This is a genomic window from Roseiflexus sp., from assembly GCF_057785375.1.
The window spans coordinates 100,657-114,878 of the sequence record NZ_JBYNRX010000101.1 but is presented as its reverse complement, the minus strand read 5'-3'; the positions used below and the strand labels follow the sequence as shown (position 1 = coordinate 114,878).

At 60.5% G+C, this 14,222-nt stretch carries 9 protein-coding genes; 3 read left to right on the top strand and 6 right to left on the bottom strand.

Going from position 1 to position 14,222, the window contains the following annotated elements:
- Positions 1-226: 226 nt before the first annotated feature.
- Together AC3EA7_RS20655 and AC3EA7_RS20650 are read right to left on the bottom strand one after the other, a co-directional pair.
- Positions 227-1,225, bottom strand: a complete 999-nt coding sequence (locus tag AC3EA7_RS20655) for a type I glyceraldehyde-3-phosphate dehydrogenase (protein ID WP_488615962.1) — start codon at positions 1,223-1,225, stop codon at positions 227-229.
- 93 nt (positions 1,226-1,318) lie between these two features.
- Positions 1,319-2,122 carry an SDR family NAD(P)-dependent oxidoreductase gene (locus AC3EA7_RS20650; RefSeq protein ID WP_488615961.1) on the bottom strand — a complete coding sequence of 268 codons (804 nt, stop codon included), beginning with the start codon at positions 2,120-2,122 and terminating at the stop codon, positions 1,319-1,321.
- Between the two features lie 127 nt (positions 2,123-2,249).
- On the opposite strand from AC3EA7_RS20650, the gene AC3EA7_RS20645 reads away from it, so the two are divergent.
- The gene (locus tag AC3EA7_RS20645; protein ID WP_488615965.1) at positions 2,250-3,554 is read left to right on the top strand and encodes a serine hydroxymethyltransferase; all 1,305 of its coding nucleotides are present in this window, start codon (positions 2,250-2,252) and stop codon (positions 3,552-3,554) included.
- 118 nt (positions 3,555-3,672) lie between these two features.
- Positions 3,673-4,491, top strand: coding sequence for a pyrroline-5-carboxylate reductase (gene proC, locus AC3EA7_RS20640; protein WP_488615960.1), 819 nt, complete (start codon positions 3,673-3,675; stop codon positions 4,489-4,491).
- A gap of 10 nt (positions 4,492-4,501) precedes the next feature.
- Here the strand turns inward: proC and AC3EA7_RS20635 are convergent, their stop codons facing one another.
- From AC3EA7_RS20635 to AC3EA7_RS20620, 4 genes are all read right to left on the bottom strand, one after another.
- A complete protein-coding gene (locus tag AC3EA7_RS20635; protein WP_488615959.1) occupies positions 4,502-6,031 on the bottom strand; it encodes an SH3 domain-containing protein in 1,530 nt (509 codons plus the stop codon).
- 968 nt (positions 6,032-6,999) lie between these two features.
- Positions 7,000-9,045 (bottom strand): glycosyltransferase family 39 protein, encoded by a 2,046-nt coding sequence (locus tag AC3EA7_RS20630; RefSeq protein WP_488615958.1) that lies wholly within the window; start codon positions 9,043-9,045, stop codon positions 7,000-7,002.
- Positions 9,046-9,355: 310 nt separating this feature from the next.
- On the bottom strand, positions 9,356-9,604 hold the full coding sequence (locus AC3EA7_RS20625) for a hypothetical protein (protein ID WP_488615957.1): 249 nt from the start codon (positions 9,602-9,604) through the stop codon (positions 9,356-9,358).
- A gap of 648 nt (positions 9,605-10,252) precedes the next feature.
- A complete protein-coding gene (locus tag AC3EA7_RS20620; RefSeq protein ID WP_488615956.1) occupies positions 10,253-11,920 on the bottom strand; it encodes a hypothetical protein in 1,668 nt (555 codons plus the stop codon).
- Positions 11,921-12,060: 140 nt separating this feature from the next.
- Here AC3EA7_RS20620 and AC3EA7_RS20615 point away from each other — a divergent pair, with 140 nt between their 5' ends.
- The gene (locus tag AC3EA7_RS20615) at positions 12,061-13,398 is read left to right on the top strand and encodes a M16 family metallopeptidase (protein WP_488615955.1); all 1,338 of its coding nucleotides are present in this window, start codon (positions 12,061-12,063) and stop codon (positions 13,396-13,398) included.
- Positions 13,399-14,222 lie beyond the last annotated feature (824 nt).

Below are 14,222 nucleotides of genomic sequence, written 5' to 3'. Positions count from 1 at the left end.
TGGCCATGACGCTTTCTCCTCGCTGTGTTGTCCGCTTGAGCCCTGCCGTCAGCCAGAGCCCCTCGCCTCCCGCCCCTCGCCTCCCGCCCCTCGCCTCCCGCCCTCGCCGCTCGCCCCTCGCCTCGCACCTCTCGCCTCTCGCCTCTTACCTCACCCCTGAAACACAGACAGCGGCCATACACCGGGCGCCCGGCATATGACCGCTGATGTGCGACAGTTTCAGAGACTAGACTGCGATGCGCGCGGCAACCTCGGCGAGTCGCGTCGCATACCCCATCTCATTATCGTACCACGCAGCGACCGACAGGAAGGTGTCACCCATCACCTGGGTCAGCGGCAGATCGACGATCGACGAATGCGGATCGCCGACGATGCGCGACGATGCCCACTCATCCTCGAGCACCCCAATGATGCCCTTGAGCGGCGGTTCGGCGGCGGCTTTGCGGAATGCGTCATTGACCGACTGAACAGTAACCGGTTTCTCGGTCACCAGGTTCAACTCGGCGATGCTGCCGGTGCGTAGTGGAACCCGGTACGCCTTGCCAGTAATCTTCAGGTCCTTCCAGATGAACTGCAACGCGCGCGCCGCACCCGATGATGAAGGAATGATGTTCTCTGTCGCCGCCCATGAGTCGCGGCGATCCTTCATCGGCTGATCGGTGAGCGACTGGGTGTTGGTATAGGCATGGACGGTCGAGAACAAACCGTGATGGATGCCAAAGTTCTCGAGCACTACTTTAACAACCGGCGCCAGCGCATTGGTGGTGCAGCTTGCCATGCTTACGATCTTGTGCTTCTCGGGGTCGAAGGTGTCGAGATTGATGCCTGCCAGCAACACGGCGTCACAGTCCTGCAACGATTTGCTTGGCGCGCTGATAAGCACGCGCTTCGCGCCGCGATCCAGGTGCTGCTGTGCTACATTGCGCACCGTCGCACGACCGGTGCAATCAACGACGAGATCAACCCCCAGCGCCGCCCAATCGGGCAGTTCGTTCAGCGAGTTGAAGTACGGAATCTCGCGCCCGCCAATGATGAACTTGTTGTCACCGGCAACAACCTCTTCGTGCCAGCGACCATAGTTCGAGTCCACTTCGAACAGGGCGGCAAACGTCGGCACATCGCGGATGTCGGAGATGGAGATGGGAGTCCAGAGATTCTCTTTAAGAGCGACCCTCAAGAGTGAACGACCAATGCGACCGAACCCATGAATTGCGATTCGAGCCATACGTACTCCCCTTTCTGTCTCTCATACGTGGGTGCGCAGGCATGTCGGGCGCACATCCGATTGCTAGTATACATCATGATCGACAGGTGACGGTCATCCACCCTGGCGAGCGCCGGTCAGGATCGTCAGATACTGCACCGCTCCCGGAGCGATGGCGTGCAGCGCGTAGAGCAGGCGCAGCATGCCCGGCAGCACGATCTCGCGCCTGCCGCGTTCGATGCCGCGCACAATCGCTGCCGCCGCCTGATCCGCCGTCAGGACGGGCAGCAGGCGGCGCGCCAGCCCCGGCACACGCTCCAGCACACCAGGGTTGTGATCGAAATACGTCGTTGCGACCAACCCTGGAATGATCGTCGTGACCCGCAGGCGCGTGCCGTGCAGTTCGGCGCGCACGGACTCGACGAACCCGCGCAGCGCCCAACGCGCAGCAGTGTATGCCGCTGCACCGGGCCATACCACGAGCGACGCCGGTGAATTGACATACGCGAGATGACCGCTTCCCCGCGCCCGCATAGCAGGCAGGAAGGCGCGTGTAATGTAGAACGCGGCAAAATACGGCATGGCCATCATCGCAACCGCTTCCTCCGGCGTCGTCTCGTTGATGAACAACCAGCGCCCCGCACCTGCATTGCTCAGAAGAATATCGGGCGGACCGGTTGCGGCAAGCACTTGCCCGGCAACGTCCGCCACAGCGCGTTCGTCGGTCAGATCGACCGGATAGACCGACGCCACGCCTCCTGACACGCGAATATCGCGCGCCACCTGCTCGAGCGCCGGCTGTGTGCGCGCCAGCAGGATCACATGCGCTCGCCGGCGGCCGAATGCCCGCGCCGTTGCCGCACCGATACCATAGGAAGCCCCGGTGATGAGCACCGTCTTGTTGTAAAGATCGCTCATTGCTGTTCTTTCATCTCATACCGCTGCCGATACAGTATAATGTGAAAGTTATTAAGTGGACATTCCGTTCATGATGCTGGCTGTGTGGCAGCCAGCACGTATCCCAGAAGGAGACCCATCCATGTCCATGCTTCAGACCCTCTGGCGCAGCGATCCTGCTGTTGCGCGCATGATCGATGGCGAAATGCGCCGTCAGCGCGACGGACTGGAACTGATCGCCAGTGAGAATTACGCCAGTCGCGCTGTGATGGAAGCACAGGGTTCGGCGCTCACGAACAAATATGCCGAGGGGTATCCAGGCGCACGCTACTATGGCGGGTGCGAATGGGTCGATCAGGTGGAAGACCTGGCGCGCGCGCGGGTTAAGGAGTTGTTCGGCGCAGCATACGCCAATGTACAGCCGCACTCTGGATCGCAGGCGAACATGGCGGTCTACTTTACATTTCTGCGCCCCGGCGACAAAGTGCTCGGCATGAACCTGGCGCACGGCGGACACCTGACCCACGGCTCGACGGTCAACTTCTCAGGCCAGCTCTACGACTTCGTGGCGTATGGCATCGACCCGAAGACCGAACGCATCGATTATAATCAGGTTGCCGAGATTGCGCGCCGCGAGCGCCCCAAAATGATCACGGTCGGCGCCAGCGCCTATTCGCGCGCCATCGATTTTGCCATCTTCCGCCAGATCGCCAATGATGTCGGCGCGTTCCTCTTCGCCGACATTGCGCATCCCGCCGGGTTGATCGCCAAAGGATTGCTGCCTAGCCCCATCCCCTATGCCCATGTCGTCACTTCGACCACCCACAAGACGCTGCGCGGACCGCGCGGCGGCATTATTCTGATGGGGAAGGACTTTGAGAACCCCTTCGGCCTGAAAGCGGCAAAGAGCGGTCGAACCCTGATGATGTCGGAACTGCTCGACAAAATGGTTATTCCCGGTGTGCAGGGCGGACCGTTGATGCACGTCGTCGCCGCCAAGGCGGTAGGGTTCGGCGAAAATCTGCAACCGGAATTTGAGACGTATGCCCGCCAGATCATCCGCAACGCGCAGGCGCTGGCAGGCGCCCTGATGGCGCGTGGATACCACATCCTCTCTGGCGGCACCGACAATCATCTGATGTTGATCGACCTGCGCAATAAGGGTGTCAGCGGCAAAGCGGCGCAAGAAGCACTCGACCGCGCGGCAATAACGACGAATAAGAATGCTGTTCCGAACGATGACAAATCACCGTTGATCACCAGCGGCATCCGGCTGGGAACGCCAGCGCTGACCACGCGCGGCATGAAGGAACCAGAGATGGAACAGATTGCTGCGCTGATCGACGATGTCATCACGCATATCAACGACGATCATGTTATCAATCGGGTGCGCGAAGAGGTGTTCACGCTCTGCAAACGTTTCCCGGTACCCGGGCTTGAACCTGCCGCTTGATAAGGATCGGGTATCCGGCTCTGCCGATGGCACGCACCCATCGACGGGCTGAAGACGCGGACAGCAGCGTATGCCGGTCTCCAGAATCACAGGGCAATCAGAAACAACGGGAGCATCTATGCTGCAAGATATCCGGATTGCAATCATTGGCGCCGGGATCATGGGCGAAGCTATGATCAGCGGCTTGCTTAAACAGAACCTGATCCCTGCCGATCAGATTGTCGCCACCGAGCCACGCGCCGAGCGGCGTGAAGAGATCGAACAGCGGTATGGCGTGCGCGTCACCGACGACAACGTCGAAGCCGCACACTGGGCGCAGGTGGCGCTCTTTGCCGTCAAGCCGCAGACGGTGCCAAAACTCATGCCCGAACTGCGTGGCGCATTGCGCAATGGGGAACTGGTCATTTCCATCGCCGCCGGCGTCCCGATCCGCACCTATGTCCAGGGGCTTGGGCATAGCGCGGTGGTGCGCGCCATGCCCAACACCCCGGCGCAGATCGGCGAAGGCATGACGGTCTGGACGGCATCGCCCGATGTGAACGAGCAACAGCGCGGTTGGGCGCGCACTATTCTGGGTTCCTTCGGGCGGCAGATGTTCGTCGATGATGAGACGTATCTCGATATGGCGACTGCGATCAACGGCACCGGACCGGCGTATATTTTTATGGTGCTCGAAGCCATGATCGACGCAGGCGTTCATCTGGGATTGCCGCGCTATATGGCAGAAGAACTCGTGCTGCAAACCATGCTCGGCTCGGTGCATTACGCCATGCAGAGCCGCCGTCATCCCGCAGAACTGCGGAACGGGGTGACGTCGCCGGGCGGCACGACTGCCGCCGCGCTCTACGAACTCGAGCGCGGCGGATTGCGAACCGTTCTCTCGGATGCGATCTGGGCGGCGTACCGGCGTTCTGCTGAGCTTGGGAAAATGATGTGAGCGCCGCGCGTCACTGACCTACCGGAACTCGACGCGCCACATCGGGATCGACGGTCAGCAGCGTGCGGTTGACCCAGCCGGTCACGCCACGGACGTTGGTGATCCGATACCAGTTGCCATCGGGAGTCTTGGAAAGCAGTTGCACGGTTTCGCGCGCATTGACCTGATCGAGCACCTGCGCCTGGAGATTGGGCGCTGCGCGCACATTTCCGCCATTGAACACGATAGCCGTCAATCCAGTTACCGGCGGTACAGTCGCATTCGGAGTCGGCGGCGGCGGCAACGCCGCCACGGTTGCCGGCAGCGGCGTCGGCACGGTTTCGTTCGAGACCGGCAGATTGCGCAGGTCATTGGTCGAAATAGTTAGCAGCGTGCGGCTGACCCATCCCATAATCTGGCGCTCGTTGACAATCTTCACCCATGTGCTGTCGGCGTTACGCGCCAGCAGCGTCACACTTTCACCCGCATTGATCTGATCAATGACCAGACCACGCAGGTTTGGACTGGTACGCACATTCCCGCCATTGAACACTGCGGCTTTCGTCAGATTGTCGGGAGTGGCGACCGGCAGTTGCGCCGCCAGGTCCTGATCGACGACTAGCAGCGTGCGGCTGACCCACCCACTGAGACCTGCCGATGTGGAGATACGGTACCATTCGCCATCAACGCTGCGTTCCGAGAGGGTGACGACTTCGCCGAGCGACAGTCGCCCCACCACTTCGGCTTCGCGATTGGGCGCACGCCGGATGTTGCCGGCAATCGTCGCCGTGCCGGTCAATTCCTCGGTTGCCGCGACCGTCGGCGACGGTTCCGGCGTTGCCGGCGAAAGGGCTGCAGTTGGCGTCACTGCCGGCGCCAGCGTTGGTTCGGCAACCAGCGCATAAAAATCGTCGAAGAACGGCTGCAAAACATTGAGCGGAACAGGATCGGAGCGTGCAATCTCGCCGCCTGCTCCGCGAGCGATGGCGACTACGGTGTACGTCTCATCCTGACGCGGGGTTGGCGCGTCCGAACGACGATCAAGCACCACTTGCGCCTCACCGCTCAGCGGGTCGGGTTGCGCAAGCGCCGTTTCCGGGTTGAACCAGGGGAACTCCTGATCACCTTCGCGCACAATCGCCGTCACGGTTGCATCAGACGGCAGATTTTCCGTTCTGACCACCACAACGATTTTGCCCCTGCCGACGACCTCAGCGCGTTCAACCGCAAGACGCGGCGGTGGGGGCGGAGGCGTTGACGGCGTGCCAGAGTCGCCTGGAGCGAAGGTCAACACCAGAACGACGATCACGCCGATGAGGACGATGGGCGCCAGGACGATCAGCGCCTTGACCGCCGGCGATGCAGCGCGGAATCGCTCGCCCAGAGTGCGCGGCTCCTCTACAGGGAGTGATGTATAGTCGATCGTTTCGCTGATCCCGCCAATATCGGGCAGCGGCAGTTCATTCTGGCGCGCAGCGCGTCGCCGCCGCGCCAGAATGAACGCTATGGCAACGATCAGGATTGCTCCGAACAGCAATACGATGAGAATCTCTTGCGACATCGAACGTTCCGGTCCTTTCGATCAGCGCCAGACAGGAAGGAGCAGGCTCGTTTCCTGTGTTGCGGCTATCATATGACAATTTTGCACAAGATGCAAGCGATCCATGCCATACCGATGTTGAGAAACCTGCATATCTCTCTGTCGGAGTGTAAAATGTAGGAGCGGTGCTATCAGCACGTGGTTATGCTCACAAAGAATCCGGGGGCGCGGCATGAAAGACCTGTTTCGGCGCGGATCGGGAGTCGGGCAATCCCCACATCACACGTGACACTGATGCGCGGTCATTTGGACTCTAATGGTTGTTGAGAACATAATCCGGTATTGCCCGGTTAAGCCCACCTGCGCAGGCTTTGCAACAGTAGCCTGCGGCTCTAGCCGCCGAACGGACTTATGCCGATACGCGGTTGTGCGTCCGCGACACGCCTGCCGCTGCGCGTTGACCGTTGCGCCTTGCCCAACGAACGCGCCAACATCTTGTCAGTCGGGTAGGCGAAGGCAATGCCTTCGCCTACCCGACTGACTTGCGGTCGGTCGGACAGGATATTCGACCTCCTGGCTCGCAAGGCGTAATGATCCACAACGCGCGCCGGTAGTTGTAGACGCTGACTGCGCTCTGGCATCAGCAGCCCCAACGGGGCTTTCACTTGCGGTGAGCCCGGTCGAACCGCGTGCACGGCGCCCCTTGCCCCTCTTCCCCCCGTCCCCCTTCTCCCACACGGGGAGAAGGGGGCGTTGGGGCATGGCAGCCCCGCGTCAGCGGGGCTTGCACGTGCGGTGAGCACCGTCGAACCGCGTCCGCAGCGAGGGCGTTCGCCCGTAGCGCCGCAGCGTCCCGCCACGAGCACCGGCAGGATGGTCCAAATGACCGCGCATGAAAGAACTGCTCCAGCGCCGCTATGTCGGCTATCGCGCCATCGGTCGGTTTCAGGAGCGCCAACCGCCAGCGCGTGAACCTCTTCCACTGCCCTTCAAGGGATGGTCACGCGCGCCAACAACAGCGCGTGGTCGCCGGCGTCTCCGGCGCGTTCCTCTCCGGTACGCAGCGGCAATCTGGCAAAGGTGTGCGGATCGTATATGCCCATTGCCAGGCGATATACGCCAGCCGGGAGATCGGATGGGAGCGGAACGCGGTGCCGGGTTGAAACATACCGTCCTGCATACCACATTCGCAAGGGCCAGCGATCTGTGCCGAGCGGCACGTCGATTTGCGCCATCCGCTCAGCCCTGTCGTTCAATACGTGAATGAAAATCCAATAGTCAGCATTGACCGCTGCCAACGCCTGCCACTCCAGGGTGACAGTCAATACATGGCTCGATTGCACGGTAGAAGCATCCAGGTCATAACCGCGCAGGTGAATGACATCGCCGAAATCCGCCTCCAGCGATTGCACAACAGGCGGTGGAACCTGGTAGACATACGCATAGTTGATGCCGTGGATTCGCACGGTGTGCAACGGTCGGATCTGACGAAACGGCTGGTGAGCGTCGGGGTTGGTATTGCGCTGCAATTGGTCGATGTACGTAACCGCGTAATCGACCCGGTGCAGCGCCTGGATCGCCTGAAGCGGCGCAACTCCGGCTGGCGCAAATGGGCGTAGCACCGGTTGATAAAACACCGCAATTGGACGATCCCTGCCATCGGGTTGCGCAGCGATGAACGAGGCAGCCAGTTCAAGACCTTCACCCCAACCAATAGGCAAGACGCGCTCTGCTGCCGGTCCCCCGCCAAGCAATGGACTGTAGTACGCCAGATAGTACGGGTAATACCCGTACAGATTGGCGGCCAGCACGATGATGGCAAGTGCATAACTGGCGACAATGACCCGCTTCTGTGGAATGACTGCCACATTCCTGAACCTGTGCCAGAGAAGACCGGCGCTGCGGCAGATCCCGGCTGATGCCAGGATGGTCAGCGCCGGGAAAACCGGCAGCGCATAACGGTCGAACTTCTTTGCCATCACAGTAACGGCTGCAACGAAGAGCACGACAAAGAGCGCCAGCAGCAGCAACCAGCGGTTCGGTCCGCTCCAGGCGCGCCTGCCATCCGCTGCGGTCAAGCCGATCCACAGCAGAACGCCAATCAGCGTCCAGGGCGCCAGGCGAAACGCGATGGCCACCGGATAGAAGAGCGGTCCCGGATCATCAACGGCGCGTCCCAGGAAAAAGTTGCCCCACGGATGCGGTGCACCGCCATCAAAGAGGATTTCGCTCATTACCCCCCATATCGTGGCAACCGGTCTGACCCACATGGCGGGCCAGAGCGCCACCCAGACGACCGCCGCCACCCCGCCCCATACGCACAGCGGCGCAATGCAACCGATGAGCGATTTCACAAATGAGCGAATGTTGTGGATGGCTTCCCGCTGCCGAATCAGTGCAATCAGCCCCGCCATCGGTATGAGCAAGAGCGCAGGCGACTTTGTGAGCAGCCCCAGACCGAACGCCACACCGCTGCCGATCCACCAGGACGACCGGCTCAGAGGGCGCTCGCCATCTTCGAGCGCAATCAGCATCAGCAGCAGACTCAGCGTCATCAACGAGGTGAGCGTGGCGTCCATGTGAAACAACTGCGAGTGAGCGACCAGAAACGGCTCACCCACCCAGAGAAGCGCCGCAAGGAGCGCGACATGGAAGCCAAATAAGCGTTTGAGCAGCGGATACGAAAGTGCAAGCGCGAGCGCGGTCAGCGTCGCCGCCGGAAGACGCATAAGAGGGTAGAACGTATGCCTGTACTCCTGGATGATCCCGGCTGCATCCAGGGTTTCATACATCCGGCGCCCGGCCACGCCAAGCCAGAGAGTCGTAACAGCCGGATGCCCGAAGTAGAAGGTATCTGCAAAGTTACCGGTAGCGAGCGCCGTAGCGAACCGCTTGGAGAGCGAAATCCAATGGTATGCTTCATCAACCGTCAGAAAGATGCCGTTAGGAAAGCGCGCGATCAGCGCCAGAAGAAAGAGGACAACCGGTACGACCGGTGCTGTGCGACGACTCAGGACGAGCGCGCAGGCTGCCATAGAACCCCTTTCACGAAAGGCTCTGCTGGCGTTCCATCACATAGACCAGCCAGCACATACCAGACATCAATCGCGTCCTATCATTCTGGTTGTGTCGTGTGCATCCGTGCATCAGCCGCTGCAACCGACTGCTGCGGCCTCAAGCCCTCACTGCACGCACGGTAAGAGGGGCTTGCCCGACCTGAACAAGGGCTTCAGAACGTCCGGGTTCTCGATGATCTTCCGATCAGGAAGGCGCTGCCACAAGACCAATGCACCGAATCTCTGGTCGTGGCGGATATGCTGCTGCCTGGTTGTGGACGATGGTAGACTACCGGCGTGTCTCGACCGGCGGGTGCGTCTTCGCCGACTCCGCTTCAGCGTCCTGCGTATCGCCAGGCGACTCCGGCTTGACGCGCATGCCAACGATGAGTGTGCCAAAAAGGAGCACACCCATGATTGTGAACACGGCAATCGTAAGCGGCGACTCGTTTTTCGTCAGTTCGTACCCCAGGGCGACAAACGGCAGGACCATCAGCAGAACGGCAAGCACAGTCCATATGCGGTCAAAAGTGTTCATTGGCGATGCCTCAGGTTGTTGTCAGAACTCTTCCAGAGCATATGGTACCATACTTCCATTTGACGGATCACGCAGCGCCGACTGAATTGATGCAGGTATGGATTGACCGGAAACGCCATGCTGCCGATCCCGGCCAGATTCCGCGTATGCGAACGTGAAGGCTCACGCTGAACTGGCCGGTCCCCGCAGCGGCAGTCGGATCGGGCATACGGGCGCACCAGGGGAAGGTTACGGCAGGGTCCTGCGCGCCATCCCTCGCCGGATCAGCGGCGAGTAGCGCGATGAGTGCAGCTCTAATAGAGTGATCGACCACATGGTGCACAACCATTGCCCATGTTACCGTCCTGTGGCGGACGTTGGCTTCGACAGGCTCAGCCAACGTCCGCCGCTCCACGTCCTTGATAGTCCAGGTTTTGGTGATCGCTCTGTAAGAGCCTATCTGACGCTAATGCGCGATCATTTGGACAATACTGCCGGTGCGCGTTGACCGTTACGCCTTGCGAACCGGCGCTCGAACATCTTGTCTGACTGACCGCGATTCCGTATGAGAAAGGCAATTGGGGAGGCGACGGCAATGCCTTCGCCTCCCCGAGTCGCACGTCACGCAGCAATCTCTCGAATAGCTTCTGAAACGTTATGCTCAGACCCTCACCCCGTCGCCTGATAGATCTCCGGCGACAATGCCAGCAGGTGCAGAACCCGTTGTTGCAGCGGTGAGAGCGGCGTGACGCCGTGAGAGCGACGGTTCACTCCGGGGAAGAGCAGAATATCGCAGAAGGCGTCGAGCAAACGCTCGCTGGTGGTGCGCGATGCAGTGCGTTCATCGTCCATGGAAGGCAACAACCCTTCCTTGACCAGCTGGAGGCGTGCAATTGCTTCCAGCAGCGCGAGGGTGCGCAGTCCCAGAGCAAGCAGACGCACCAGCCCGACCTCTAATTCCGAAGTATACACCTCGTGTGGCGTCAGTGACAACGGCCAGCCGTGCAAGCGCTCGAAGCCCGAAACCGGGAGAGTGGCAATCGCAAGCGCCCGATCTGCAGGTAGATCGGAGGGGGGAATGTTCAAACCGAGCATCTGCCACCCCAGGCGCTGGATCGCCTGCGCAAGCGCGTCGATATCGGTCGAAACGGTCAGATGCACATCACGCTCGATGCGCACCCCCGTCGGACGTCCACGGTACCGGCGCACTACCCGCTCCTCGATCTGCTCGACGAAATCGAGGTGCAACAGACCGTGCACCTGGTAACTGTCGAGGATGGCATGTGCGGCTTCGCGCAGATCGTCGAGCGAGCGCGGACGGCGTTTCCCGCGTTTGCGCTGGACAAGCGCCAGCAACGCCGCTTCCGCGCGCGCCAGTCGAGTGCGGAGCGCTTTTTCCAACAGCCGCGCCTGAACGGGTGAGCGCACAGCAATTCGCCGCTCGTTCCAGGCAATTGTCGTGCCGTCAATATCCGCACTTGCCGGCGCCGTCCACTCGATGCCGCTTGCAATCGAGAAGTGATGCCCATTGTGCTCCGAAAAGAACGAGGAGACGTCGGCAGGGAAACGATCAACGAAAGGAAGCGCGTGATCAGACAGTGCATCAGGAAACAGGCAGAGGTACTCGTCGTTGCGCATATGAATTGCGCCCCGGAGTTCGATGGACGTCAGAGCGTCACCGACGAATCGATACTGCGGTTGCAGAAGAGTTTGCGCTATCTGTTCCAGCATGTCGGTGAATGACGCAACGGGAATGCGGGTATCGGGAAAAGACCACGTCATCAGTGGCACATTCCATGGATCGAGGGTTGCCAGCAGAATCGACGGGCGCAGTGTTCTGGCGCGCCAGGGATGCGCTTTGCTGATCTGAAACGAACCATTGGGCGAGATATGCCACGAGCGCCCTTCATAGAAACGCAGGTGCACCTGTTCCACCGTCAGGGTCCAGGCGCGCAACATATGTCGGTTCAGATCGGTCTCAATGGCTCGCCAGCGTCTGTCGTCGCTCAATCCGATCAGGACATCGTAAAGACGGTCGATGTCGACGTCGGCGGACGTGACATCGTTGCCGGTGCACCAGCGTAACGTCTCCGCATGAGCCAGCACCCACTGCTGGATGGCTTTCGGTTTGTGATTACTGCACGACAACAGATGCGTCAACCAGACTACAGCCGTCCATCCGGCGCTGAGATTGCCCCAGTAGGCGCGTGTGGGAATGTGACGATCCAGCGTCTGAGGAATATCAATTCTACGCATATGTGCAATGAGAAGGGGAAGATCATCGCTGCGCTCGGCGGCGGGATTCAGCACTTTCGTCGGTTCGTGGGCGTAGAGCATGGGCGTCGACCTGTGAACTGCTGGTCCAAAATGCTACATGGCTTCACCATAGTAGCAATTCAGGATGACCGCCTCTTTGCAGTGTCTTGTCTGCCACGTGAATGTTTGTTAAGACAACGTTTCAGGGTATAATTGGTGGCATGAACACCTATCCATCATCTCCACAACGCCACATGTTGCCGGGCGGGCTGTGTGTGCTAATTGAGCCGTTGCCATATGCGCGTTCGGTATCGGTCGGTTGCTTCGTCGGAGTCGGCGCCGGTCACGAAGCGCGGCACGAGAGCGGCATAGCGCATTTTATCGAGCATATGCTGTTCAAAGGCACCCAACGCCGGCCATCGCCCAAAATGATCGTCGATGCCATCGAAGGGATCGGCGGGATTCTGGATGCCTACACCAGTTTTGAGTCGACCGTCTATTACGCCAAAGTCGCCGATATCTATTTCGACCGGGCAATTGACGCGCTCTCCGATATGCTGATCGCGCCGCGCTTCGATCCGCTCGATGTCGAAAAGGAGCGTCGCGTCATCGCCGAAGAACTGCATCAGACCGAAGACATGCCTTCGGAACTGGTGCATCTGTTGCTCGACGCAGCGATGTGGGGCGATCAACCGCTGGGACGGGACATTGCTGGCAGTGAAGAGACGATAGCGGCATTCACCGCCGAACAGATCGTTGCCTTCTGGCGTACGCACTACACAAAGCGGAACATGGTCATTTCGATTGCGGGCCATGTTGACGCGCAACGGGCGCTCGACGCAGTCGCCGCTGCTTTTGATGCGCTTCCAGAGGGAACACCGGGCATCTGCCTGCCCAGTAAGCCGCCTTTGCCAGGTCCGGCGTTGACGTTGCGCCGCGACGACAATGAACAGGGGAACTTCTGCATTGGCTTTCGCGGCATTGCCTATAACGATCCGGATCGTCGCGCATTGCTGGCGTTCGACACGGTGATTGGCAGTGGTCCGTCGTCGCGCCTCTTCCAGGAGATCCGCGAAGAACGAGGACTGGCATACAACATTGGCAGTTATAGCCGCGAACATCACGACGCCGGAAAGTGGGTCGTCTTCGGCAGCGTCGAGCCGCCGAACCTGCGGGAGTGCCTGGCGACCGTCATGGCGGAACTGCGGCGCGTGCGCACTGAGGGGATCACCGCCGATGAACTCGCGCAGGTCAAGGAACAGGTGAAAGGCGGCATTCTCCTTTCGCTCGAAGATACGTGGGCGATTGCATCACGCAACGGGTCCCATCAGTTGCGCTATGGCCGCGTTATCCCGATTGAACAGGTGGTCGCCGAGGTTGAGGCCGTATCGCTCGAGGAGGTGCTTCGGGTCGCACAACAGGTCTTGCGCGACGAGCATCTGCACATGGCGGTCATCGGTCCATATGAAGATGGTGCGGACCTCGAAGAACTCCTGACGGTAGAGAACCCCTCATCTTCTGCACAGCGTCGGGTGCGATCCACAAAGCACACGAAATGACGCAGAGAGACGCTTGAGAGCAGGTTCACAACCCGCTCATCTTTCAAGTGCAGCGTTTTGAGCTGCGAGGCGCGGTTTCGGCGTGCTGACCGTTTTCTCCCCTCATCCCTTGCGGTGAGCCTGTCGAACCGCCAACCCCCTTCTCCCCTGGTGGGAGAAGGGGGCGTTCGGGCATTTCGATGCTCAACGCAGGCAATCCGACGGGTGCGGGCGCAATGCGCCTTGCGGAAGGAAAGCGCATCCTTGCAGCAATACGCCTGGGCTGGCGACTGAAGTCACACCGGACGGTCGTTCCGCCGGGCGTCCACCTGCGTGGACCTCTCCACCCTTCGTCTACGCAGGCGGACGTTTGGTCGCCACTATGAAGGGCGATTCCAATCGCCGGCAACTGTCAATAAGCGCGCCCGCAGGCTGATCGGTTTTCCCTACGCTTGCGCGGCGTGTTACAATATATGCAGAACATATGTCGGCAACGCGCCGCCGCTGGAGCGACCCTCCAGAGGAACTTCCCGACTCCTCGCCCGCCGCAAGGCGGAACGTCGCCCCGCGAAACAGCAAGCGGGGGCGCGTGGATGGCAACGCCCACGCGACGCAAGACGGCAACAGAGAGCAGACCCGCCGATGGCCCCTTTTGGGGCGCAGGTAAGGGGTGAAAGGGTGCGGTAAGAGCGCACCGGCGTCGGCAGCAATGTCGGCGGCCAGGCGACTGCGCCGACGATGGGGAGCAAGGTGTGTGGGGCGGGCTCATCGTGTGGGAGCGGCGTATGCCGCGCCAGCACCACCGCGTTCGCTCACATCGCAGCCGCGACGGTGAGGGCGGGTAA

Bases quoted from the DNA above. Each gene is read 5' to 3' on its own strand.
- AC3EA7_RS20655 (WP_488615962.1), bottom strand. From the start codon at position 1,225: ATGGCTCGAATCGCAATTCATGGGTTCGGTCGCATTGGTCGTTCACTC.
- AC3EA7_RS20650 (WP_488615961.1), bottom strand. From the start codon at position 2,122: ATGAGCGATCTTTACAACAAGACGGTGCTCATCACCGGGGCTTCCTAT.
- AC3EA7_RS20645 (WP_488615965.1), top strand. From the start codon at position 2,250: ATGCTTCAGACCCTCTGGCGCAGCGATCCTGCTGTTGCGCGCATGATC.
- proC (WP_488615960.1), top strand. From the start codon at position 3,673: ATGCTGCAAGATATCCGGATTGCAATCATTGGCGCCGGGATCATGGGC.
- AC3EA7_RS20635 (WP_488615959.1), bottom strand. From the start codon at position 6,031: ATGTCGCAAGAGATTCTCATCGTATTGCTGTTCGGAGCAATCCTGATC.
- AC3EA7_RS20630 (WP_488615958.1), bottom strand. From the start codon at position 9,045: ATGGCAGCCTGCGCGCTCGTCCTGAGTCGTCGCACAGCACCGGTCGTA.
- AC3EA7_RS20625 (WP_488615957.1), bottom strand. From the start codon at position 9,604: ATGAACACTTTTGACCGCATATGGACTGTGCTTGCCGTTCTGCTGATG.
- AC3EA7_RS20620 (WP_488615956.1), bottom strand. From the start codon at position 11,920: ATGCTCTACGCCCACGAACCGACGAAAGTGCTGAATCCCGCCGCCGAG.
- AC3EA7_RS20615 (WP_488615955.1), top strand. From the start codon at position 12,061: ATGAACACCTATCCATCATCTCCACAACGCCACATGTTGCCGGGCGGG.